Source organism: Candidatus Eisenbacteria bacterium (genome assembly GCA_016867715.1).
GTDB lineage: Bacteria > Orphanbacterota > Orphanbacteria > Orphanbacterales > Orphanbacteraceae > VGIW01.
Genome location: VGIW01000017.1, coordinates 17,691 through 42,212, shown reverse-complemented (window position 1 = coordinate 42,212; position 24,522 = coordinate 17,691). Strand labels below are relative to the sequence as shown.

At 67.7% G+C, this 24,522-nt stretch carries 15 protein-coding genes; 7 read left to right on the top strand and 8 right to left on the bottom strand.

Annotated features, from left to right (window positions below; translation table 11 throughout):
- Positions 1 to 111 precede the first annotated feature (111 nt).
- The 4 genes from FJY73_05210 to FJY73_05195 all read left to right on the top strand — a co-directional run bounded on the left by FJY73_05210 (position 112) and on the right by FJY73_05195 (position 8,447).
- Positions 112 to 3,156, top strand: coding sequence for an Ig-like domain-containing protein (locus FJY73_05210; GenBank protein MBM3320057.1), 3,045 nt, complete (start codon positions 112 to 114; stop codon positions 3,154 to 3,156).
- Between the two features lie 126 nt (positions 3,157 to 3,282).
- The gene (locus FJY73_05205; protein ID MBM3320056.1) at positions 3,283 to 4,932 is read left to right on the top strand and encodes a T9SS type A sorting domain-containing protein; all 1,650 of its coding nucleotides are present in this window, start codon (positions 3,283 to 3,285) and stop codon (positions 4,930 to 4,932) included.
- 14 nt (positions 4,933 to 4,946) lie between these two features.
- On the top strand, positions 4,947 to 6,392 hold the full coding sequence (locus FJY73_05200; protein MBM3320055.1) for a hypothetical protein: 1,446 nt from the start codon (positions 4,947 to 4,949) through the stop codon (positions 6,390 to 6,392).
- A gap of 114 nt (positions 6,393 to 6,506) precedes the next feature.
- The gene (locus tag FJY73_05195; protein MBM3320054.1) at positions 6,507 to 8,447 is read left to right on the top strand and encodes a tetratricopeptide repeat protein; all 1,941 of its coding nucleotides are present in this window, start codon (positions 6,507 to 6,509) and stop codon (positions 8,445 to 8,447) included.
- Positions 8,448 to 9,186: 739 nt separating this feature from the next.
- Here FJY73_05195 and FJY73_05190 read toward each other — a convergent pair.
- From FJY73_05190 to FJY73_05175, 4 genes are all read right to left on the bottom strand, one after another.
- The gene (locus tag FJY73_05190; protein ID MBM3320053.1) at positions 9,187 to 9,804 is read right to left on the bottom strand and encodes a hypothetical protein; all 618 of its coding nucleotides are present in this window, start codon (positions 9,802 to 9,804) and stop codon (positions 9,187 to 9,189) included.
- 181 nt (positions 9,805 to 9,985) lie between these two features.
- Entirely contained in the window at positions 9,986 to 13,294 is a 3,309-nt protein-coding gene (locus FJY73_05185) for a UvrD-helicase domain-containing protein (protein MBM3320052.1), read from the bottom strand.
- Positions 13,291 to 16,281: a PD-(D/E)XK nuclease family protein gene (locus tag FJY73_05180; protein MBM3320051.1), complete on the bottom strand. Its 2,991-nt coding sequence runs from the start codon at positions 16,279 to 16,281 to the stop codon at positions 13,291 to 13,293. The genes FJY73_05185 and FJY73_05180 overlap by 4 nt, the downstream gene beginning before the upstream one ends.
- Positions 16,265 to 17,296, bottom strand: a complete 1,032-nt coding sequence (locus tag FJY73_05175) for an HD domain-containing protein (GenBank protein MBM3320050.1) — start codon at positions 17,294 to 17,296, stop codon at positions 16,265 to 16,267. The genes FJY73_05180 and FJY73_05175 overlap by 17 nt, the downstream gene beginning before the upstream one ends.
- Positions 17,297 to 17,421: 125 nt before the next feature.
- Between FJY73_05175 and FJY73_05170 the strand changes: the two genes are divergently transcribed.
- The gene (locus FJY73_05170) at positions 17,422 to 18,150 is read left to right on the top strand and encodes a PIG-L family deacetylase (protein ID MBM3320049.1); all 729 of its coding nucleotides are present in this window, start codon (positions 17,422 to 17,424) and stop codon (positions 18,148 to 18,150) included.
- Here the strand turns inward: FJY73_05170 and FJY73_05165 are convergent.
- Positions 18,142 to 21,324 (bottom strand): hypothetical protein, encoded by a 3,183-nt coding sequence (locus FJY73_05165; protein ID MBM3320048.1) that lies wholly within the window; start codon positions 21,322 to 21,324, stop codon positions 18,142 to 18,144. The genes FJY73_05170 and FJY73_05165 overlap by 9 nt on opposite strands.
- Before the next feature lie 127 nt (positions 21,325 to 21,451).
- Between FJY73_05165 and FJY73_05160 the strand changes: the two genes are divergently transcribed.
- Both FJY73_05160 and FJY73_05155 read left to right on the top strand, forming a co-directional pair.
- Positions 21,452 to 21,907 (top strand): PTS sugar transporter subunit IIA, encoded by a 456-nt coding sequence (locus FJY73_05160; protein ID MBM3320047.1) that lies wholly within the window; start codon positions 21,452 to 21,454, stop codon positions 21,905 to 21,907.
- 82 nt (positions 21,908 to 21,989) lie between these two features.
- Positions 21,990 to 22,493, top strand: a complete 504-nt coding sequence (locus tag FJY73_05155; GenBank protein MBM3320046.1) for an RlmE family RNA methyltransferase — start codon at positions 21,990 to 21,992, stop codon at positions 22,491 to 22,493.
- A gap of 87 nt (positions 22,494 to 22,580) precedes the next feature.
- Here FJY73_05155 and FJY73_05150 read toward each other — a convergent pair whose 3' ends face one another.
- The 3 genes from FJY73_05150 to trxA form a co-directional block, all read right to left on the bottom strand.
- On the bottom strand, positions 22,581 to 23,348 hold the full coding sequence (locus FJY73_05150) for a prepilin peptidase (GenBank protein MBM3320045.1): 768 nt from the start codon (positions 23,346 to 23,348) through the stop codon (positions 22,581 to 22,583).
- Between the two features lies 1 nt (position 23,349).
- Positions 23,350 to 23,940, bottom strand: a complete 591-nt coding sequence (locus tag FJY73_05145) for a uracil-DNA glycosylase (GenBank protein MBM3320044.1) — start codon at positions 23,938 to 23,940, stop codon at positions 23,350 to 23,352.
- Between the two features lie 154 nt (positions 23,941 to 24,094).
- Complete coding sequence (gene trxA, locus FJY73_05140; protein MBM3320043.1) at positions 24,095 to 24,427, bottom strand: thioredoxin; 333 nt, start codon at positions 24,425 to 24,427, stop codon at positions 24,095 to 24,097.
- Between the last annotated feature and the right edge of the window lie 95 nt (positions 24,428 to 24,522).

The following is a 24,522-nucleotide window of genomic DNA, read 5'->3' as shown; positions in this document are numbered from 1 at the left end:
TTCACGCGGTCCGTCACGCGATCGCCGGGGCGGAAACGGTCCAGAGGCCCTGCGAGCCTGCTATAATCCAAGGGAGTCGATCCATGCCCGCTCCCCGCGGAAAGGAAACACGTGCGCGCTTCGGGAATGCTCCTGGCGGGGCTCTTCGCCGCCGCGCCCTTTGTCGGAGCGGGGACGCCGTCGCCGGACGACTGGCGCGACCAATCGATCTACCAGATCCTGACCGACCGCTTCTTCGACGGCGACCCTTCGAACAACACGATCGAGGGATCCTATGACCCATCCGACGGCGCGCGCATCCACGGCGGCGACTGGGCGGGGATCGAAGAGAAGCTCGACTACATCCGCGGCCTCGGCGCGACATCGATCTGGATCTCGCCGGTGCAGAAGAACGCGTACGCCGCCTACCACGGCTATCACATCCAGGACTTCTACCAGTTCGCTCCGCACCTCGGCGGCGAGACGGCGCTCCGTTCACTGATCGACGAGGCGCACGCGCGCGGCCTCAACGTGATCCTCGATGTGATCGCGAACCACGGCGGCGACCTGATCGACTCGGCCGACCCGGACTATCCGGGTTTTCGCAATCCCGGCGCCTATGTCCTTCGATGGAAGAACGCGTCGAACAAGACCGCGCCCCCCTTCGACAATCTCTCTTGGTACCACAACAATGGACACATATCCAATTGGGTCGATCCGGAGCAGATCCTCGGCGAGCTCTTCGGCTTGGACGACTTCCGCACCGAAGAGCCGGCGGTGCGGAGCGCGCTCATCGACGCCCACCGTTGGCTCATCGAGAGAACCGACGCGGACGGCTTCCGCATCGACACGGTGAAGCACGTCGAGCTTTCCTTCTGGCAGGAGTTCGCCCCCGCCGTCCGCGCCTTCGCCGCCGATTCGCTCGGCAAGGAGCGCTTCTTCCAGTTCGGCGAGGTCTTCGACGGCTCGAACTCGAAGAACGGAATCTACACCGGAACGAAGGCGGGCGGTCCCTTCGCGCTCGACTCGGTTCTCCGTTTCCCGATGCACTTCACGACGAACGCCGTCTTCCGCGACGGCGGCGCGACCGAGTGGCTCTCCGGGCAGTACGCCGACTCGGTCCACTACGATCCGAGCGCGAGAAACCGCCTCGTCCTCTTCCTCGACAACCACGATGTCGCGCGGTTCATGGGCTTCGGCTCCGCCGCCGCCCGGGACGAGGCGAAGGCGCGCGTCGCCCTCGCGTGGCTCTACACCTCGATCGGCATCCCGTGCCTCTACTACGGGACCGAGCAGGAGTTCGACGGCGGGGGCGACCCGTGGAACCGCGAGGACATGTGGGATGGATCGTGGGACTTCGGCCCCTCGGAGGGGGACAACTTCGACCAGACGGCTCCCCTCTACCGATGGATTCGCAAACTGAACGGCCTTCGCGGGCAGTTCCCGGCCCTTCGCCGCGGCGGGCAGACGGAGATCCAGAGCGCGAACCGGGCCGGGATTTATTCTTACTATCGAAAGTTGCCGGGTGAAGCAACCGTCCTCGTCCTCCTCAACACGAAGGGAGATGCGGACACGCTCCTCGTCGACCCGGACCTTCCGGGCGGGACCGTCTACGACCTCCTCAGCGAAAGGAGCTTCGCGATCCCCTCGAGCGGCGTCGTTCCGATCGTGATCAGGGGCCTCTCGGCGGCCCTTCTCGCGGCGTCCCCCCCGGACCTCGCGCCGTGGATCGAGGCGACCTGGCCGGCGCACGACCAGGCGATCCCCACGCTCCGCCCGCGGATCGCGATCACCTTCACCGAACCGATGGACCGCGCGTCGGTCGAGGCCGCGCTCGACATCTCCCCCGCCGCGGCCTACGCGACCTCCTGGACGGAGAGGACGCTTCATCTCACGCCCGCCTCCGATCTCGCCGACCACACGACGTACACGGTGACGATCGAGGCGAGCGCGCGCGATCTCTCCGGCGATTCGCTCGGCGCGCGCTTCTCGTTCTTCTTCCGGACCGACGAGGGGACGGGACCGATCGCGGTTCCGCCCGGGTTCTACGCGGAGACGCTTCCGAACCGGAATCTCGATCGCCCGGTCTCTCTCGACCGAGGAAAGAACGGAAGGATCCTCGTGGGAGACCGGACGCGGGATCGAGTCTTTCTGTGGAACGACCGGGGCTTCGTCGAGACGATCCTCGCCGACTCGCTCATCGGAAGGCCGGATGCGCTCGCGTGGGACCGCCCGGGCGGCGCCTTCGGGGGCGACCTTCTCGTCTCCGACCGATCGAGAATCTTTCGTCTCGCGGCGGACGGAGAGGAAGCCGGGCTCGTGCGGCTCGTGGCGTCGTTCCCGAGCGCGACGAGCGGATGGGCGCTCGCCGTCGACACGATCGGAGCGTTCGGAGGGCTCGCGTACGCCGGCGCTTCGTCGAGAGACTCGATCTGGGCGGTCGGCGCGAGCGGAACGAAGACCCCGTTCGCCGGTTCCTTCTCCGGAGTCCGCGGTCTCGCCTTCTCGAACGGCGATTCCTTCGGGCGTGCGCTCTACGCGACCGGAGGCGATCACAAGATCTTCCGCATCGATTCGACCGGGGCGGGGAGCGTGTTCGCCGAAAACGCTGCCCTTCTCTCCGGCGCCACCGCCCTCGCGTTCGACGAGCGGGGCGGCTTCGGCGGCGACCTCTTCGTCGCGAACCCCGCCCGGCAGGAGATCGTGCGGGTCGGGCCGGACGGAACCGCGACTCTCTTCGCGAGCGGATTTTCGAGCCTTGAAGGATCGGACGGTCTCGCGTTCAACGGTTTCGGAAACCTCTACGCCGCCGAGGGGGGGACAAGCGGGAGTCCGCGCCTCGTGCGGATCGCCGCGGTCGCCGAATCGACCGGGATCCCGGAGGACGCGGGACCTCCCCCGCGCTTCCTTCTCGGGTGGAACGCCCCGAACCCATTCAATGGCGTGACGCGGATCTCGTTCTCCCTTCCGCGCGCGGGCCGCGCCCATCTCGCCGTGCACGATCTCTCCGGCGCGCTCGTCCGCGTCCTTCTCGACGACGACGCGGCGGAAGGTCCCGGCGAGGCGGTCTGGGATGGGACCGACGCGGGCGGACGCCGGGCCGCCTCCGGCGTCTATCTCTATCGCCTTCGGTTCGACCGCCTCGAGGAGACCCGCCGCCTCGTCCTCATCCGGTAACTGCTTGAAACCAAAAAAGATTGGCTCGGAGCGCCCGAAAGGGTAGAATAATCTCGCGTCTAAGATCTCCAGCGCAAACGTGGATTCGGGTTCTTCTTCGCTCATGCGGAGGATCGGAGGTTTGCGATGCGCTCTTCCCTTTCCGCAGGGCTTCTCTCTCTCTTCACTCTCCTCTTTTCTTCCCCTTCCGCATGCGCCCGAACGTGGCACATTCTCCCCGACGGCACGGGCGACGCCCCGACGATTCAGGCGGGGATCGACTCGGCGGCGGCGGGGGACACGGTCTCGCTCGGGAACGGAACCTACTCAGGCGACGGGAACCGGGACATCCAGTTCATGGGTAAAGCGATCGTCGTCCGCTCGGCGAGTGGAGATCCCTCTCTCTGCGTGCTGGATTGCCAGGGGTCGGCTGAAGATCAGCACCGCGGCTTCTTCTTCGGTTCCGGAGAAGGGCGCGCTTCGGTTCTCGAGGGGATCACGATCACGGGGGGATACGCGGACGCAGCGCTCGGTTGGTACGGCGGCGCGATCCGATGCGCGTCCTCATCGTCTCCGACGATCCGGACTTGCGTTCTGGAGGGGAACCACGCGGCCCGCGGGGGCGGCCTTTACTCGCATGGAAGCGGCCCCGAGATTCGCGACTGCGTCTTTCGTTCGAACACGACCCGATCGGGAGGCTATGGAGGGGGGGCGTACGTCGAGGCGGGGAGCGAAGCGCCGGAGCTTGGCCTCCGCGGCTGCTTCTTCGACTCGAACGGGGGGACCGCGACGGGCTTCGGCGGAGGGCTCTTCTGCGGCCAGCCGAGAGGCGTGATTCAGGATTGCGTCTTCCGGAACAACCGGGCGCAAACGGGCGGCGGCGCCGCGTGTTTCGAGTGGGGCGATGCGACGTTCGAGGATTGCCTCTTCGAGGGGAACCACGCGAGCTGGATGGGGGGTGGGGTGTATTGGGTCTACTCCTGCTACGCGATTACGGAAGAGCCGATCGTGGCGAGACGATGCGTGTTCGTCGGGAACGACGCATGGACAGGCGGCGGGTTGTATCTCACCTACTCCTTCGCCGACGACCTCCCTTGTCTCCCCAACCCGCTTCAGGTGGAGGAATGCACGTTCTTCGGGAACGCCTCGACTGACGAGGGGAGCTGCATCTACGCCAATGGGTACGGCGAGGAGTATGGGTCTTGCGATCCACCGACCATCACCTCGAGCATTCTGGCGTTCGGCCTCGGAGGAGAGGCGATCTCTAGTTTCTCGGATCCGTTCGGGCCCGTGCTGGAGTGCTGCGACCTCTTCGGCAACGAAGGAGGAGATTGGATCGGGTGGGTCGCGAACCAGCACGGGGTGGCCGGCAACTTCTCCGCCGATCCGCTCTCCTGCGACGCCGAGAACGGCGACTTCACGCTCGACGCCGCTTCCCCCTGCCTGAACGCGCCCGGCTGCGGGCCGATCGGTGCGTTCGGAGAGGGGTGCGTGCTGACCGCGGTGGCGGAGTCCGGACCGCTTCCGCGCCGCGCGTTCGGCGTGTTCGTGTCGCCGAACCCGGCGAATGGGCGCGCGGTCCTTTGGTACTCGCTCCCCGGAAACGCTTCCTCGACGATCGAGGTGTTCGATCTCGCGGGCCGGCTCGTGCGCGCGCTCGCCGCCCCGGGCGCGGAGGGAAGCATCCTCTGGGACGGCAAGGACGGAGCGGGGCGCGACGTTGCCGCGGGGGTGTACTTCGTCCGCGCGGCGGATCGCGATCCCGCCGAAACGAAGCGCGTGATCCTCGTTCGCTGAGAAGGAGGCATGGCATGCGCCGCTCGCTCGTCCTCTTCGCCGCCGTCCTTCTCACAGCCGATTCCCCTCTCGCCCGCACCTGGCACATCCTCCCCGACGGTTCCGGCGACGCGCCGACGATTCAAGCGGGGATCGACTCGGCGGCGGCGGGGGATACGGTCTCGCTATCCTGTGGGGTGTACGTCGAGCGGAACATCCACATGAAGTCGGGAGTCTGTCTGCGGAGCGCGACCGGCGACCCGACCTGCGCGACGATCGACGCGCGGGGCGTCGGCAGGGTGCTGATTGGCGAGGTCGTCGACAACCAAGCGACGATCGAGGGATTGACGCTCACGGGGGGGCACGCGGAGGGAAGCCATCCGGACCATCATGGGGGCGGCGTCTTCCTCCAAGGTTCCTCTCCTCTCATCCGGAACTGCGTCCTGACGGAGAATCGAGCCGATTGGTTGGGGGGAGGCATTGTCTGCTACTTGTCTGCGTCCTCCCGTGTGGAGGCGTGTGTCTTTCGTTCCAACAGAGCCTATCGGGGTGCCGGGGCGGGTATCTACAACTCATCGCCGCAGTTCGTGGACTGTGTCTTCGAAGAGAACCAGGCAGACAACTGGGGCGGCGGTGCTCTCGCTGGTGAGGATAGCTTTGGGAGTTTCCGCCGGTGTGTATTCCTGAACAATTCCGCCCAGGGGAATGGCGGAGGCGTTCGCGCGTTCGACAACTCAACCGGCTTCATCGAGTGTACGTTTCGGGGGAATTCGACTCAAGGTCAGGGGGGAGGGATTCTCTTCCTCCAATGCAACGGCCCGCGGTCCCGTCTCATTGACTGTATCGTGACGGAGAACCGAGCGGCGAAAAGCGGCGGTGTGCGTGTCGACCGATCGACGACGTTGGTGCAGAACTGCGAGATATCGAGGAATGAGGCGCAGCAGATTGGTGGGGGGATCCATTTCTACGAGGACGCCGACACGCAGATGGAAGGATGCCTCGTTTTCGGGAACCGCGCGCCGGTTGGTGGGGGGGTGGTCGCGGAGCTGATTTCGGATCCCGTGATTCGGAACTGCACGATCTATGGGAATGCAGGGACAGTAGAGGGGGGAGGCCTTTACTCCTACCGGGGGTCTGACCCCCAGATCGAGAACACGATTCTCGCGTTGAGTGCGGAGGGTGAGGCGGTTTCCTGCGTGAATCAGTCCACCGCGACGCTTCAGTGCGCGAACGTCTACGGCAACGCCGGCGGCGATTGGGTCGGCTGCATCGCGGATCAGCACGGCCAGAACGGGAACTTCTCCGCCGATCCTCTCTTCTGCGATCCCGAGAATGGAGATTTCACGCTCTGCGCGGACTCTCCGTGCGCGGCGGCCGCCGGATGCGGCCTCGTCGGCGCGTTCGGGATCGGATGCGACGCGTGCGGCGAGATCTCCGTCGAGCACACGACGTGGGGAGGGATCAAGAGCCTGTTCCGGTAGCGCGGCCCGCACGAGCTTCTCCCGAACCACGCGATCCCCTTCCTTGAAGACGATCACGCCTCAGCGTACACTCTCCTCGTCCCTCGCCCCTAGCGGGAGAAGGAGAGCCGCCCCGTGCTCCCATCCGTCGAGCGCCGCGAGATCCTGGTCCAGGCGGTTCTCGTCGTGCTCCTCGCGCTCCTCGCCTTTGCGAACACTCTCTCGAACGGGTTCGTCGGGACCGATCGGGCGGCGATCGTCGAGGGGAAGGCGCTCCTTCGCTCGGGAACCGAGCTCGCGCGGGCGTTCGCGAAGCCGGCCTGGACATTCCGGGAAGCGTCCTCCACGGGGAAGGGGGGCTACTTCCGCCCGGTCTCTTCGATCTCGTACACGATCGACCACGCTTTCTACGGAAAGCGCCCCGCGGGATATCACGCGACGAACGCCGTTCTCCACGCGGCAGCCTCGCTCCTCCTCTTTCTTCTTCTCCGCCGCCTCTTCGCGCGGAGCCGCGTTCCCCTTCTCGCCGCGCTCCTCTTCGCCGTCCACCCGATCCACACCGAGGCGGTCGCGTGGATTTCGGGACGAGGCGGGCTTCTCTCCGCGCTCGGCGTGATCGCCGCGCTCCTTCTCTACACGCGATGGGGGGAGCACCGCGCCTACGCCGTCGGGAGCCTCGCGGCCGGCGCCCTCGCTCTCGGCTCGAAGGAGTGCGCGATCGTCCTCCCTCTTCTCGTTCTTCTCGTCCGCGCGCGTCTCCGCAAAGAAGACGAGCCGTTTTTCTCGTGGAGGCGCGAGGGATCCTTCTTCCTTCTCGCGCTCGCGTACGCCGCGCTCCGCTTGTCGGCGCTCGGAACGGTCGGGACCGGCGCGGCGCAGGACGCGGGCACCGCGGTTCTCGCGCCGACCATGCTCCGTGTGATCGCCGGGTACGTCCGGCTCCTCTTCCTCCCCCACCCGCTCCACACGAACGACGCGGTTCGCCTTTCCGTCTCGGCTCTCGAGCCGGGGGTCTTTTTCTCCCTTCTCTTTCTCGCCGCGGTCGTGGTCGGGTTCCTTCGGCTGGGGCGGCAGCGGATCGAGGTCCCCTTCGGCCTCCTCTGGCTCGGAATCACCTTACTTCCTTTTCTTAACGTCCTGCCGATTCTTCAGTTCCGCGCAGAGAGGTTCCTTTATCTCCCCTCGGCGGGGTTTCTCGTCGCGGCGGCGGCGCTCCTCGATCGCTGGGGAGGCCGCATCGTGGGGCGCGGGAAGAAGCTGGGGCTCGAACCGGGGGAGGCGGTCACCGCGGCGCTCGTTCTCGTCCTCGCCTTCGGCACGGTCGCTCGGAATCGGACGTGGAAAGACGACACGACGCTCTACACCGACACGCTCGCGAAGAACCGGTACGCGCCCGAGGCGACCTACCGGCTCGGGCTGGACGCCTACCGCGGCGGGGCCTACCGCGAGGCGGCGCATCTGATCCGCGCGTCGCTCGCGCTCGACCCCGGATGGGCCGCGTACCTTCCAGTCCCGGACGTCCACGCCGATCTCGGGCTCGCCCTCTACAAGCTGAGCGAGTTCGAGAACGCCGAAGCGGCCTTCTGTGAAGCGCTTCGCCTCCGCCCGAGGATGCTCGAGGCGCGCTTCGGGATCGCGCTCGTGGCCTCCGCGCTCGGCCGGCACGAGGAGGCCGTCCATCAGTACGAGGTCATTCTGGAGGCCGACCCGGCGCGCGACGACGCGCGATATAACCTGGCCTTGGAGTTCGAGGCCTTGAATGCCCCCTCGCAAGCGGAGCACGTCTACCGCACCCTCCTCGAGAGGAATCCCGCCCGAAAGGACGCGCACCTCAACCTCGGATCGCTCCTCGCGCGGCAAGGGCGCCTTGAGGAAGCGCTCCGCTTCTACCGGAACGCCCTCCGGCTCGCCCCCCAGGACCCAAAGATCCACTTCAACGTCGGCCTTCTCTTCGCCGCCGCCGGGGAGCGGGCCGGGGCGGAAGAAGCCCTCCGGACGACCCTCGAGCTCGACCCGAACTATCAGGAGGCGCGGGCCCTCCTCGAGGAGCTGGCCCTCACGGACTCGGTCCCCTAATCGGACGCGCGCCCCACCCTTCCAGAAATCAGCGCGTTACAAGGCCCCTTTGACAAGAAGCTTCAAGTCGGTCCCTCCCGAACGGAAAAGCGGGCCGGCGGGCTCGGCAGTCGCGAAAACCGCGGATATACTGACTCACGGAAGACATCGGTCGTTCGAGACGGCGTGCCTACTCGCGGCCAATCGCCGAACGGAGGTGCGAAGACCCCGTACGAGGCACGCCGTCCGCATTTCACAAAAAAAACCGAGAAAAGGTCTTGCCACCCTCTCGAAGGCGCATCTATACTGATAGCGCTTCATGGGTGAGAGATCGCCTGGGAGGCGACGACGCACTTCGAGAGTTCTTTCGGGCTACGCGGCGTAGGTTCGGCCCGGAACTGCAGGACTCGAGGCGAGCCGATTCGTCTTCCTCTCTCTCACCCTTCTTATTTTGGGAACTTGAGATCCTGCCTCGTGGTTGGCTTCGGGACCTGATCCACGATTCCGTGTCCGCCAAACCCTGGGTGATGCACGCGTTTTCGCCGCGAGGACGTGGAGCGCGTGCCGAGAGGCCGACCTGGACGAGCCGCTCCCGGAAACGTAGTCTCGGCCCCCCCCGGCGCGCTAGGACTTGTCGCTCGTAACCGTCGCGACAAGATCCAAGCGCGCCACGGGTCCCTGTTGAGGAAGCGGCGACGGAAGGGAGGCCTCTTGAGGCCGCGATCCGCGGCCGCAGTAGAAAACGCGTGCATAGTCCAGGCTAGCAGGGACCTTCCTCGCCGCGGCAGTAGACGCGAACGATCGCGCCCCCCTCCCCCTCGGCGAGGTAGTAGGCGATGCGGCGGAAGACCGTGTCCGTCCTCTTCGCGTCCGAATCCGTGAGGAACCGCTCGAAGCTCCGCGGATTCCAGAAGGGCGCCCAGAGAAGGCTCCCCCCCTCGCGCCGGACGATGCCGAACGATCGGATCATCGAGAAGAACTCGATCGGCTTTAGCGACGAGAAGAAGATCGCGAAGATCCCCCTCCCCCAGAAGCGGGCGACGTAGGATCCGATCAACGACGGATCCGCGATCCGAAAGACGAAGGGCCGGTTCGCCCAACGCGCTCCTTCCGAGATCCCGAACGTTCCCGCGAGAGGGAAGCGCGGGCACTCGGCGTTCTCAATCGCCTCGAAGAAACGCCGGTCGACCGACCGTTCGGGGACGACCATGTACGGATGGAGAAACCCCTCCTCGCCGTCCGTCAGCCCGTCGATCAGGGCCTCGAGAAGCTCGGCGATCTCCTCCGGCTTCTCGGTCGGGTCGACGGTGATCGAATGCCGCCAGAGGTGGTTCTTCGGGATCTGCTCCGTCTTGAGGTTCAGCGCGTCCGACAACATCGGAACTCCCTCCCCCTGGGGAGACGCTCCTCTCGCTCGCCCGCCGCGTCGGGACTCGTTCTCGCCGCGGGCGACGCGGCGCGCAACGCCCGCGTCACCTTTAAGTATACGCTGTTTTCGAAAGACGGGGGCTTCCTCGCGACGTTTTTTCCGTTTTCGAACGGATCGCGAAAGAAGCGCGCTACGCGTCGAAGGCGGGGCAGCCTCGGCGGTGGGGACAGAAGGGGCAGGCGTCGTTGCGGGTCGCCGGGAAGTCCCCTTCCGCTTCCGCGCGGTCGTAGCGGGCGAGAGCCTCGGCCGCTTCCGCCTCGCCGTCCGCGACCGGAAGGAGGACGCCGCTCCTCGCGGCGTAGATCGCCGCCTCGACCGGACTCGCCTCCCGCACGAGAACCCGCACGGCCCAACGATAAAGACCTAAAGATACTCGATACCGCACGAGGATCTCCGCGGGAGACGCGCGGTCGGTCTTGTAATCGACGAGGAAGAAGCCGCGCTCGGTGCGCGCCAAGAAATCGAGAACGCCGCGGAGCGGGCGCCCGCTGACCTTCGCCGCGAACGAGACCTCCCCCTCCGGGCCCGATGCGCGGTCGAGCCGCGCGATCTCGGGAAACGAGAGAAAGCGCTCCTTCCACGCGAGAAGCTCGGGTTCGATTACCGGCTCTTCCGCCGCGCGGCCGTTCCAGTGCGCTTCCATCAGCCGGTGGAACGCCGTCCCGACGCGCGCGCTCCCTTCCTCGCCGCCCGATGCGCGCCGCGGCAGGGGGAACCGCCTCGAAAGCCGATGGCGCCGCGGGCACGAGACGAACGCCTGAACCGCGGTCACCGTGCGCCCGTCCTCGTCCGCTCCCGCCTCGAGCGGCGGAGCCGCGAGCCTGGACGCGGCGCGCTCGACCCTCGCCGCATCCGCTCCCTTCCCGTAACGCCCGGGATCCGCGGCGACCGCCGAGGGGAGAAGAGGAGGCCCTTCGCGCGCGCCGGCCGGCGCCCGTCCGAGCACCTCGACCGGCACCCCCTCGATCGCGTGGACTCCGGGTTCCCTCGGGACCGGGATCGCGTCCTCCACGCGCGCGAGCCATCCCTCCGCGCGTTCAGTCCGGCATCCGGAGAGGATGAGATGCCGCTCGGCCCTCGTGAGAGCGACATAGAGAAGACGAATCTCCTCCGCCTCGGCGAAGCTCCTCGCGCGCCGATCGATTTCCGCATAAAGAAACGGCCGGATTTCTTTCGCGCCTCTCTTCGGCCGTTCGCGGACGCCGACCCCAAGCTCCTTCCGATAGAGAAACGCGGGGCGGTCAACGCGCGGCTTCCGCCCGAGATCGACGACCGCGACGAGCGGAAACTCCATCCCTTTCGCCCCGTGGATCGTGAAGAGCCGGACCGCGTCCCGCTCGACGTCGACCGCAGACTCCGGCTCTCGCAATCTCGTGTAGCGAAAACGCTCGAGCGTGCGGATCGCTTCGGGGAGCGAAAGCTCCTCCCGTTCCTCGAGGCCGCGCGCAAGCTCGAGGAGTTTCCTCACGTTCGCGCGGAAGCGAAGCCCGTCGGCGAGAAGAAGGTGCGCGTCGATGTACCGGGTTTCCTCGACGAGCCGCTCGAGAAGACGAAAGGGCGGGACCCGCCCTCGAAGCGATCGGAGATCCTGAAGGAGCTCCGCGAATCGAGCCGCCTTCTCCCGACCGCGCGGCGAAAGCGAGGAGAGCCTCTCCCCTCCGCGGATCTCGTCCCACAGGGAAGGCCCGTGTTCCTTCCGTCCGATGAGCAGAAGCCCGAGATCCTCGTCCGCGAGGCCGGCGAGAGGGGAGCGAAGGGCGGCCGCGAGCGCGAGATCGTCGGACGGATCGTCGACGAGCGCGAGCCCGGCGAGGAGATCGGTCACCTCGCGCGTCTGGAAGAACCCGCGCCCGACCGCCACCGCCGTCGGGATCCCGCGCGAGCGGAGCGCGCGCTCGTAGACCTGGAGATCGGACGTGCTCCGGAGGAGGAGCACCATGTCCTTGTAGGCGAGGTCGTCGAGCCGCTCGCGATGGATCTCCCGGAGGCGGTCGGCGAGAAGCCCGGCCTCGCGCTCGCGCGCTTCCCGGATGTCGGTTCCCTCGACAAAGAGGATCTCGACCGACGGGCGCTCTTTCGGAGGATAGGTCTTGGTCTCCGACGGCTCGAGGGGCAGGTAGGGAACTCGCATCGCGTCGTTCGCGCCCCAGATCTTCGGAAAGAGAAGATTGACCCATCGAAGAATCTCGGGGCGGCTTCGGAAGTTCGAGTCGAGCTCGACCCGCCGGGCCGAATCGCCGAGCTCCTCGTTCATCGCGAGAAAGGCGGTGACGTCCGCGTCGCGGAAGGCGTAGATCGATTGCTTCGCGTCGCCGACGGCGAGGAGGCGCCTTTGGTTTTGGAGACGCCGCACGATGCGGAGCTGGAGCTCGTTCGTGTCCTGACACTCGTCGAGAAGGAGGTACGCGTAGCGCGAGCGGATCTCCCGCGCGGCGGTTTCATTCTCGAGGATGCGAAGCGCCCCCTCCTCGAGGTCGAGAAAGTCCATCACTCCCGCCTTCCTCTTCTCCTCGGCGAAGGAACGATGGAAGTCGGCGACGAGCTCGCCGAGGAGGCGCCGCGGGCCCTCGAGGCGCGCCTCCTCCTCGATCGACGCCCAGCGATCGAGACGATCGATCGCGCCCCCGACCGCCTCCTTCGCCGCCTTCGCCACGACGCGGCTCACGGCGGCCCTCGCTTCCGCGAACGCGGCGCTCCGCCGGTCGGGGGGGACGCCCCGGAGCGCGAGAAGGGCCGCCAGCTTCTCCTTCGTCGCGACCGGAACGGTGGATGCATGAAGCGTCTCGATCTCCGGAAAGAGCTCCTCGAGCGACCGGACGACCGCGCGGCGCTCCGGCTCGAGTTCGGGAACGAATGGAACCTCCTCGAGCCGGCGCCCGGCCGTCCGGATCGCGCGAAGGAGAGAGAAGAGAGGCCACGGGTCGATCCCCCCCGCGTGCGCGGCGCCGACCCTCCACGGGAGCGCGCGGAAGAGACGAAGCGCGTCCTCGCGCCGCGACTCCCACCAGCAATCGAGAACGCGGATCCAGACTTTCTCCTGCCACTCCTCCGCGTCGACCGGATCGAGAACCTCGGCCGCCGGTTCCAGACCGGCCGCCTCGCCGTGCTCGCGGACGATCCGGTAGCAGAGCGAATCGATCGTGTGGATCGGCGCGTGCGAGATCTCGCGGAGGGAATCGAGCCGGCCGTGGGCGCGGAGCCGTTCGGCGATTCTCGCGCGCATCTCGTCCGCCGCTTTCTCGGTGAACGTGATCGCGAGGAGCTTCGCGATCGGGACGTTCTCGCAGAGGTGCAGATGAAGGTAGCGCGCGGCGAGGACCTTCGTCTTCCCCGTGCCGGCTCCCGCCGTCACCCAGAGGTTCACCTCCGGCGCTCCGGCGGCTTCCTTCTGCGCATCGGTGAGACCGTCGAGCCAGGGGCGGTCCTCTCCCGCGGTCATTCCTCTTCCCCTCCCTCCTCCTCGCGCGCGGCGAGCACGACGCGGCAGAGATCCCCATACGGGCACCCGAGCGAGTCGCACACCTTCTCGTCCGCCGGCTCGACCGGGAAGCTCCCCTTCCGCACGCTCTCCGCCGCCTCGCGCGCGACGGCGGCCGCGCGGCGAAGTCTCTCCGCGAAATCCTCTTCCTCGAGCGCCGCCGAGGCACGCGCTTTCTTCGGATCGGGAACGATCCCCTCGCCCGCGAGCGAGAGGTCGTAGAAGCCGACGCGCCGTCCCTCGCGCACGGAGAGAAGAAACGCTCCGGCCGGGCGCATGCCGGTCCGCTCCGCCGCGGCGAGCACGTAGAGAGGGAGCGCGAGATTCCGCTCCTCGCGAAGCCCGCGCTCGAGCTCCGCGCGGCCCCCGCGCCCGCTCCTTTTGTAGTCGACGACGAGGACACGCCCGCCGAGCGACCGATCGAGCCGGTCGATCCTCCCCCGGATGCGAAGCCCTCCCGCGATCTCGACCGGACGCTTCTCCGCGCGTCCGAAGCGGAACTCGAACGCGTCCGGCATCCAACCGTGCTCCCGCCGAAAGGCGGCATCCTCATCGAGAAGCGCGATCAAGTTCTCCCGAAGTTCTTCCTCCGCGAGACGATGCCCGATCCTCTCCGGGAACGCGCCGCGCGCCTCCTCGAAGCACCGCGGGAGGATTTCCTTGACATCGCAATCGTTCGGGACGGCCGCCTCGAGGGCGCGGTGGATCGCCTCCCCTTCGGAGACGACGGGAAGGGCGTACTCCGCGCTCTCCTCCGTCTCGCGAAGACGAAAGACGTGCTTCGCGAGATAGCGGAAGGGGCATGCCTGAAAGTCCTCGAGCTCGGTCACCGACCATTCGGCGCGCCGGCGAAGCCACGCGCGGAACGGGCGCACGGCGGACATCGACACCGGTTCGAGAAAGGAACGGGGAGGATCGGGCGGCTCGTTTCCCGATCGGGCGAGGAGCGCCGCCGCGAGCGCGATCCCCTTGAGGTCCCGTTCCGCCGGATCGGCGCGCGAGGCGAGGAATGGGAAGAGATCCCGCGCCGCGACGATCGCGCGCTCCGACGCGAAGCGCTCGGTGCCGCCGAGATCCTCGCGGGCGCGCTCCGCCCACTCGCTCCTCATCTCCTGACGGAAGAGGGACTCCGCGCACGCCTTTCCTCCCGGTTGAAATCCGGGAGCGGTGAGATAGAGAAGCTCCGTCCCCCGCTCGCACGCGCGCCGGAAGAGAAACCGCTCCTCGTCGGCGTGGAACGCGCGGTCCGGAACGCGGTGCTGCCCGCTCGCGTTCAGCCGCTCCCTATCCCCCTCGTTCCAGAACGCACCGGGATCGTACGGGCGCGGGCAGAGGGACGCCTCGAGCCCCGCGACGAACACGACCGGCGCGCGGAGGTTCTGGCCGTGCCGGAAATCGTCCACGCGAACGCCCGCTCCGTTCCCGGCGGCGTACGAAACGCGCGCCCGCGCGATCTCCTCCCGCGCGCGTTCGAGGATCTCGGCCGCCGGCGCTTCTCGAAAACGCGCTTCCCGACCGAACGAGCGTTCGAGCCGGTCGAGAAGATCGACGAGGCGGACGACCGACGCCCCGACGAGCGGACGGTCCCTCACGGGGAAGGCGGACTCCCGGAGCGAGGGGTCGATCCACTCGAGCCACGCTTCGCGAAGCGCGCGGATCGCCTCGCCCCCCCGCGCCTCCCGCATCTCGCGCGCGAAGCGGACGAGCGGCTCCACCCGCTCGGTCGCGAACCCCCGATCGAACGCGGCGACCTCGACAAGAAGCGCCTCCTCGTCCCGGGGCTCGGGGGTCGCGCGCCAACCGGCGACCGCGCGATCGGCGAGGTCCGGATCGACATCGAACATCCGATTCTTGAGCCATGAATCGACCGATGCCCGCGTCGCCCCTTCCCGCGCAAGTCGGACGCAATCGAGAAGGGATCTCCCCGGCGGGGTGGAGGCGGCTCCCGTTTGGAAGCGCCCTCGAAACGGGATCCGATAGTGATCGAAGACATCCTCGACGACGCTCCGGTACGGCGCGACGTCCCGGAAGAGGAGAAGCGCGTCGCCAGGCTTCTTCTCCTCCTCCCGTGCGAGACGGAGGATCTCCCGCGCGATCCGCTCGATCTCCTCGCGCCGGTCGGCCCCTCCGAGAAAGACGGGCGGAGGCGGATCGTCGCCGCCGGGGATCTCCTCCTCGATCGGCGCGAGGGTTTCCATCAGGGCCGAGTGCGTTCTCTCGATCATCCTCCCCGCCCACGGATCCCGCGGATCCGCCGCCGGAAGCGTGAGGAAGACCTCGGGCGTTCGCCGCGCGATCGCCGCGAGGAGATCGAGACGAACCGGGGTGAGATGGTGGAACCCGTCGACGAGCAAGACATCGGGCGGGGAAAAGCGGAGAGAGCCGTTCTCGATCGCCCGCGCCGCTCGGCGCGGAAGGTCCTCTCGAAAGAGGAGCCCTCTCTCTTCCTCCGCGCGGCGGAGCCGATCGGCCGCCTCCGCGAGAAGACCGAGGCGTCCTTCCGGACCGGGGAGGGCGCCCGCGAGCGCGCGGATCTCCTCCCCCCCCAGGCCGAGCGCGCGAAGCTCGGAGGCCCAGCGGAGGAACGCCCCGCGGAAACGGGGGGACGACGCGCGCGCGGCGAGGGGCCCCGGCCATTCCGGAGCGAGCGCGAGAAGAAGAAGCGACTCCTCCTCGGGGGCGGCCGTTTCCTCGCGGCCGACGCCGAGAAGGCTCGCGGCGAAGTCCTCGAACGTCGTGATCCCCGAATCGAAGAAGCCGTCGATAGTTGATTGATGAAGTAATTGCAGGCGAAGCTCGCGCGCCGCCCCGCGGTCCGGAAGAAGAACGAGGGCGCCCCGCCCGGGAGTCTCTCCTCCCCTCGAGCGAAAGAGATCCGCGATCCGGCGCGTCTTCCCCGAGCCGGTCCTCCCGGTGAGGAGGACGACGCGGCTACTCTCCCGGCGCATCCTTCTCCGCGGCGGGTTTGGGCGCTCCCTTGTAGTAGCGGCGCCCGACGGCGCCGGAGGCCCAGCGATCGGTGAACGCGGAGCCGCCGTTTCGATCGGCGGCGAGGGTCTCGCGGGCGTTGGCGAGCTTGGCGTCGAGGTTGTCGAGCTGGTGAAGAAAGACCGCCTCGCGCGTCGCCGGCTCGATCGGCGCGCCGAACTCCCTCTCCCCGTGATGGCTGAGGACGAGGTGGAGCAAGAGCCTCCTCGTCTCCTCCGGGAAGCCCTCGATCGAATCGATCGCGCGCTCGAGGCGCCGCGCGCCGAGGTAGACGTGCCCCTCGAGCGTTCCGTCGATCGTGTACTCCTCTCCCGCGCGCTCGCCGAGCTCTTCGGTCTTTCCGATGTCGTGAAGGAGCACCCCCGCGCGGACGAGATCCCAGTCGAGGTCGGGGTAACATGCGCGGAGGCTCTCCGCCGCGCGGAGCAACGAGAGCGTGTGCTCGAGAAGACCGTGCCGGTAGGCGTGGTGGAGCCGAGTCGCGGCGGGCGCGTCGAGGAAGCGCCGGTAGAAGGCGGGATCCTCGAAGACGCGGACGACCACCGCGCGGAGCATCGGATCCTCGATCGCCTCGAACGCCGCGCGGAGCTCCTTCTCCATCTCGTCGAGCGGCCGCTCGCTCGCCCGTTCGAAGAGCGCGGGGGCGACCTCGTCCTCGCGCGAGAGGCGAAGCTTGTCGAGGATCATCTGCGGCTTTCCTTGGAAGAGATCCACGCGCCCGGACACGCGGATGACGTCGCCCACCTGGAAGAGATCGGCGAACGCCTGCACGGTGTCCCCGGCCGAGTGGCGCGGCTGGAAGAGGCGTGCGGTGAGGCTGCCGGTCCGGTCCCCGAGATCGATGTCGAGATACGGCTCCCCGGTCCTCGAGATCTTCACGCTCTTCCGGAGGACGCGGTAGTGCTCCGTGACCCGGTCCCCTTCTTTTAATGTATCAATGAATTGGCCGCGGTGCGGGATCGCTTCTTCCGCCATCGCTCTCCTCGGATGCGGAGTATAAGCCGGACGCCGGCCGCGGTCAAGACTCGCGGCCTTGACGCTCGGGATCGTCTCTCCTACGCTCTCCGCCTGTCATGAACCGCGAACGGCGAACACGGCGCGTGCTTCTCGGGGTCTTCGCGCACCCGGACGACGAATCGTACGGTCCGGGGGGCGCGCTCGCCAGCGCCGCGCTGGATGGAGCCGAGGTCCGTCTTCTCTTCTTCACGTGCGGAGAAGCGGGGACGATCGGGATCTCGAAGGACCTTCCGCGGGAGGAGCTCTGCCGGCGGAGGCGCGTCGAAGCGGCGCGCGCCTCCGAGGCGCTCGGAGCGGCCGGCCACCGGATCCTCGGGCTTCCGGACCGCCGCCTATCCGAGGTTCCGGAGGAGGAGGGGGTTCGGGCGGTGCTCGAGGAGATCCGCGCCCACCGCCCCCAGGTCGTTCTCACCTTCCACCGGCTCGGGGTCTCGGGTCATCCCGACCACGTCGCGGTCGCTTGCTTCACGCAGGAAGCATTTCGCCGGGCAGGCGCGGAAGGGCCTCTCAAGCTCTACGAGTGGGCGATCCCGCGATCGAAGGTTCCCCTCTACCGAGGACGACGGCTCGTCCCGGTCGCGGACGAGGAGATCGGAGCGGTCCTCGCGATCCCGCCCGCGGCGATGGAGAGGAAGCTGGAGGCGATTCGGCGCCACGAGACGCAGATCGAGTTCTACGAAGAGCTTGTCCGGATCTTCGGCGACTTCCGCGAGGCCACCCGGGAGGAGTTCTTCGTTCTTTCCGACACGCGCCTCCCGCGTCCCGCGGAGAGGGAGAACGATCTCTTCGCGGGGATCGCGGAATTACCGTAGGAGCTTCCCGTAGGCGCGCACGCGTCCTTCTCCCCCCGTCCGGCGAAGATACTCCTTGATCGGGCCGACCACCTCCGGCCTCGGGCCGAACTCGGCGATCATCCGCTCGAGCGCCTCGCGCTCCTTCGCGGGCATCCCCGTCCGGTGGTAGAACTCGGCGAGCAGGAGGTAGGCGCCGTAGTGGCGCGGCGTCGTGTTCACCACCGCGTTCAGGTTCTTCTCAACGGTCTTGGCGTGTTGCGGCTCGTACAGCCGCTCCTCCGCCTCCGCGACGAGGGTCTCGGCGCGCGCGCGGTTGAAGGGGACCAGGTACTCCGACTCGAACGCCGCGCGGTCGATCGTTCCAAGGAGAAGCTTGTTCTCCCCGATTTCCAGCTTCGCGTAGAGATGCCTCGGGTTCCTGGCGATCGTGCGGGAGAGGTGGTTCTGCGCCTCCTCGAGATTCCCGAGGTTCTTGTGCGCCATCGCGAGAAAATAATTAATATCGCCACTGTTGTCCTGTAAACGATCGAGCTCCTTGCCGGCGAGAAGATCTTGGAGCCCGCGCTCGTGCTGCTTGAGACCTAGCCTGGCTTTCCCTCGCACGACATAGAACCACGCGTCTTCCTTCCCTTCGTCGATCGCCTCCGTGAGAAGGCGGTCGCACTCCTCGAACCGCCGGGCGGTGAAGAGATCGTCCGCGAGCGCGCGGATCACCACGAGGTCGTCGGGGCGGGACTCGCGAGCGGCCCGAAGAACCGCGATCGCCGAGTCGAGATCCCCCGCTTCCTCCTTGAGGAAATGCGCGTAGGACTCCGCCGCGGGGCCGGACGGGTCCGATTCGTACGCCCGCCTCGCCCACAGGAGACCTCCCGCTCCGTGGCGGCTTCTCCGGAACGCCCGCGCGACCTCGAGCCGAAAGAACCCCGTCACTTCCCGGGAAAGCCCGTCGTAGTCGAGAACGCGCTCCGCGTCGAAGTGAAGCGCCCGGAGGCTCGCCGCGAGGCGCCCTCCGTCGAGGGCCGCGGCGAGGTCCTCGGCGTCCGTCTCGACGTAGGCGCGGGCGTCCCGATTGGGCCGGGCATTGTTGATGTATGAATCGATCGCCTCCCCGTCCACCCGGAGAGCGGCGACGAGCTCGTGAACCGATCGGACCTTCGCCCCGAGGAGGTCGGTGCGCGTCGCGATCTCTCCCCAGGAAGCGAGTAGGTCCGCCGCGCGGAAGACGAGCGGCTCGTTGCTCCCGAGAAGAATGAGCGCGCCGGGACGCGGCGCCTCGACCCCGAGCGCGTGCGGGAACGCGGAGCGGAACGCCGCGAGGAGCGAGCGGAGGTGCTCTTCGCGAAGACCGACGAGCGGGATCGATCCGGCGAAGACTCCGCCCGGGCGGAGGCGCGCGGCCGCGAGCCGGTAGAACTCCTCGGTGGTTCGGTGCGCCGCGTTCCGGTCCCACACGATGGAAGGTTCGGATACGATGAGGTCGTAGCGCGCCGAGCCGCCCGCGAGCGCCGCCCGCGGATCCCCCTTCCGGAAGCGGAAGCGAGGATCGTTCCAGGGTTGCCGGTTCGCCCGCGTGAAAGAGCGCATCGCCTCGAGGTGCGCCGGTTCGGCGTCCAGAGAGAGGACCTCCTCCACGCTTCCGGAGAGGAGGACGCCCGCGGCGATCCCCGCCTCCGCGCCCGCAAGGAAGACGCTCCGCGTCGCCGGGCGTAGGAGAAGCGGGAGCCGGCCGGACAAGAGCGGAACCGACAGGTGATCGCGGTCGGAGACCTCGACGACCCCGTTCGAGGCGAGAAAGCGGCTCCCGGGCGCGCCGGTGACCAGAACGGTCACGTGCGCCCCCTCCTTGTAGAACGAGGGGAGGACCGAATACGTCCTCAGGAACCCCTCCTCATCGATCTCCTCGTAGAGACGGGCGTAGCGGAAAACCGCGGTGTTGAGAAGGCTCGGTCTCCAGCGGGGAGGGTTCGCGAGGACCACGACGAGGAGGAGAAGAAGCGCGGCGGCGAGCGGAATCCGCACGCGAAGACGGGAGCGGCTCCCGGCGAGGAGGGCGAGGCCGGCCGTCGTCTGGAACGCCGCGCCCGCGAGGAGAAGCCCTCGGATCCCGACGGCCGGGAGAAGCGACGGGGAAAGAAGCAAGGACGCCGCCGCGCCCGCCGCGCCCGCGATCAGAAGCCGGCGGAGAGCCTCCCGCTCGGACGCCCCCTCCCCCCACGGCTTCAACAGGAGCCCTCCGAGCCACCCCACCGCCGCGGCGCAAGGGAAGACCGCGATCCCCACGAGAAGAAGACGCCCGAGGAGGATCCGCCCCGGGTCCCCCGGGTCCCCCTCGATGACCCGAAGAAAGAGATACGGAAGGCGCGCCGAGATCGCCGTGAAAAGAAGGAGAAGAAGGGCGACGAGCCCCGCCGCGAAGGCTGCCGGGGAGCGCGGGATGCCCCCGCCAGCGCGCGCGCGCGCGGCGAGGCTCCCGAGCGAGATCCCGAGGAGCGCGACCGCCGCGAGCAACCCGGTCGCGCGGAAGGTCGGTCCGATCAGGAGATCGAGCGTTCGTCCCCACCCGACGAAGACGAGGGGGAGCGAGAGGCCGACGAGACACGCGACCGCCAGGCCGGTGAGGCCGGGACGCTCCGCGTCTTCCTCGTCTTCCGAAGCCGACCGGATGAGCGAGGATCCTTCCCCGCAAGCCCGCGCGAAGGCGAACGCAAGAAGAGCCCCGACCGCGGCGGCGCCCTCTCCGAACCTGGGGACGAGAGCCGCGCTCCCGGCGAACACGCCGATGGAGCCGCCGAAGAGCGCGATCGAGACGGCTCGAGGCGCCCCAGGGGCGGCTTCCCGGCCGATGAAGAACCCCGCAGCGAGGACGAGAACGGCGAAGAGAACGCGCGCCGCGAGCCCGGACGGCTCCGCGAGCCCGGAAACGAACGGGAAGAGCGCGAGAAGGAGGGCGAGCGCCGCGGGGGCGAGGCGGAGCCCGGCCCCTCGCAGGCTCCCGCGCCCGAGGAGAAGCCCGGCGAGAACGCCGGCCGCGAAGAGCCCCGCCGGAAGGAGAGCGGTGGAGAGCGACGGTCCGTAGAGAGGGCGGTTCAGCCGGACCGCCGCGAGGAGAAGAAGCGCCCAGCCGGCTCCGGCGAGAAACGGGGAAAGCGGGGAGAGAACCGCCGAGAGAACGCTTGCCGTTCGCCTTCCCACCGCGCTCCTCTTCAGAGATCCGCCTTGCCATCCGGGCAAGAGACGCTTACCATCACCCGAGTGTCCGACAGGGGAGTGTATCAGGCGGTCGGCCCGCGCTCAACCGCTGGAACCCGAGAATAACCGATTGAAGATCAACGAGCTGCTCGATTCCCATACGATCCTATTGAACCCGAAGGCGAAGAAGAAGTTCGACCTGATCCGGGAGATGGTCTCCCTCTTGTCCGATAGGGACCTCCTCCGCTCGCCGAAAAAGGTCCTTGCCGACGTGATCGACCGCGAGAAGGAGAAGGGGACCGGGCTCGAGCAGGGAGTGGCCGTTCCCCATTGCCGGAGCGAGGGGACCGAGAAGCCGGCCGCCGCCTTTGCCCTCGCGCAGGACGGGATTGATTTCGGAGCGCTCGACGGCCGCCCGAGCCGTTTCGTGTTCCTGTTGGTCTCCCCGAAGAACGCCACGACCGCTCATGTCCAGGCGCTTGCGACGATGGTCCGCATCCTGAAACAGCCCGAGGTCCAGGCGGCCCTCCTCCGCGCGAAAACGCCCGAGGAGGCGGCGAAGGCGCTCGCGGAGGTTAAGGTGTGAACCGTTTCGAACCAAAGGATTTTTTTTTCGTCGCGCGAAGCGGGAAGGTTACGCCGCCCGTTCCCTCTATAAGCTCGAGGAGATCGACCGGAAGCACCGTCTGATCCGTCCGGGCTTCCGCGTCATCGATCTTGGATGCGCGCCGGGATCCTGGCTTCAGTACGCGGCGGAGCGGGTCGGCCCGGGGGGGCTCGTCGTCGGCGTCGATCGGGACGAGGTGCGGGTCGCGCTCCCCGATCACGTGCGCGTCCTCCGCGCGGACATCCTCTCCCTCCGGCCCGAGGAGCTTCTCGCGATCGCTCCCTCGTTCGATGTTCTTCTTTCCGACGCGGCGCCCAAGACGACCGGCGTCCCCTTCGCCGACCACGCCCGCTCGGTCGCGCTCGCCCGGCGGTCGCTTGCGCTCGCTCTTGCGACCGTCCGGCCCAGCGGCTCCTGGGTCTGCAAGGTCTTCCAGGGGGAGGAGATCGAGTCGTTTCGCGCGGAAGCCCGCCCTTCGTTCGACCGCCTCGTCGAGTCGAAGCCGAAGAGCTCGCGCGAGAGAAGCGTCGAGATCTTCTTCGTCGGGATCGGGCTCCGCGCGTAGGGGCCGACGGTTCGTTTCCATCGGACGGAGACCCGCCTATGTCTTCTCGGACGGGGCGCGCGCAAGAAGGACGCTACGGGTGGATGGTCAGGAGCCCAGCCCGAGATACCAAGCGATCCAAGCCTCGCCCCAGAGGAGCGCGAGGAAACCGACTGGAGCGAGGAAGACGCCGAAGGGGATCGGCGTCGTCCCCTTCCCTTTGCGGAGAACGATGAGAGCGATCCCGAAGAGGCCGCCGACGAGCGACGAGAGGAAGAGAACCGCGAGGACGAGCTTCCATCCGAGGAACGCGCCCATCATCGCGGCGAGCTTGACGTCCCCCCCGCCCATCCCCTCGCGCTTTCGAAGCCGATAGTACCCCTCGCCGAGAAGCCAGAGGCTCCCTCCGCCGACGGCGAGCCCGATCAGCGAGTCGAGCCACGCTCCCCCGATCCAACCGCGGTAGAGGAGGCCGAGCGGGATTCCCGGAAGCGAGATCGAATCCGGGATGATCTGGAGATCGAGATCGGTGAAGAGGATCACGAGGAGCGCGCACGCGTAGAAGAGCGGGAAGACGATCGTCGCGTCGTGCGGGAAGCGGTTCCACACGACGAGGAAGAGAAGCCCGGTCCCGAGCTCGACGATCGGATAGCGCGGCGAGATCCGAGCGCCGCAGTCGCGGCAGCGCCCGCGGAGAAGGAGCCACCCGAGGACGGGGATGTTGTCGCGCGCCCGGATCCTCGCCCCGCAGGCGGGGCACGCGGAGGGCGGACGGATGATCGAGCGGTTTCTTGGAAGCCGAGAGATACAGACGTTGAGGAAGCTCCCGACGATCAGCCCCGCGGAGAAGACGAAGAGTGCGGGAAGGCCTTCCATCTCAGAAGAGGGAGAGCTGGTCCGCTTCCCGGGCGGCCCGCGCGCCGCTCCGGAGGAACCGGACGATCTCTTGGAAGTCCTCGACGAGAGCCGGTTCCAGCGTCCGGTTGTAGAGGATCGCCGCCGGATGGTAGATCGGGATCACCGCGATTCCTTTATACGCAAACATCTTGCCGTGCGCCTTCGTGATCGAGAGCCGTTTCGAGGAGAAGAGATTCGCCGCGTGGTTCCCCATCGGGGCGAGCACGCGGGGAGCGAGGATCGCGATCTGCTCGTCGAGATACGGCCGGCAGAGGTCGATCTCCTCCTTGAGAGGGTCGCGGTTCTCCGGCGGGCGACATTTGAGGACGTTCGCGATGTAGATCTCCTCGCGCCGGAGCCCGACCTTCTCGAGCGTCTTGTCGAGGAGCATCCCCGCCTGCCCGACGAAGGGGATTCCGGTCGCGTCCTCCTTCTGCCCGGGCGCCTCCCCGATGAGCATCAGATCCGCCTCGGGGTTCCCCGTTCCGAAGACGACATGCGACCGCGTCTCCGCGAGAGGGCAGAGAACGCACGCGGACGCGATCCGTTCGAGCTCCGCGAGCGTGCGCACGAGCGAACCTCCCTCCCGATCGAAGCGGCTTCCGCGCCAGGATAGGAACGGCCGGCGGGCGAAGTCCAGACAAAAAAAGCCCGGCCGGCGGAAGCGGCCGAGCCCGCGGAGATCGCGAAGCGGCGCGAAGGAAGCCGAGCCTTCGAGACCCGTCCTACCCGAGGATCCGGTCGACGCGCGCGACGATGTCCTTCTTCGGGTACGCGCCGATCAGCTGGTCGACGACCTCGCCGTCCTTGAAGAAGAGGATCGTCGGGATGCTCCGAATGCCGAAGCTCCCCGCGACCTTCGGGTTCATGTCCACGTTCACCTTCGCGATCTTCACCTTCCCCTGATAGTCGGAGGCGACCTCGTCGAGGACCGGACCGACCTTCTTGCACGGCCCGCACCAGGGCGCCCAGAAGTCGACGATCACCGGCGTCGCAGAAGAAACGACCTTCTCCTGGAACTCGCTGTCCGATACCTCCATCACGTGCTCCGAAGCCATCCGCTCGGTCTCCTTTCGTTGGTTTCGCGATCCGAGGATCCGTCCGGTAGGATGCGATCTCGTCTCCATGAATCTAGAATGCCCGGCGCGCGATG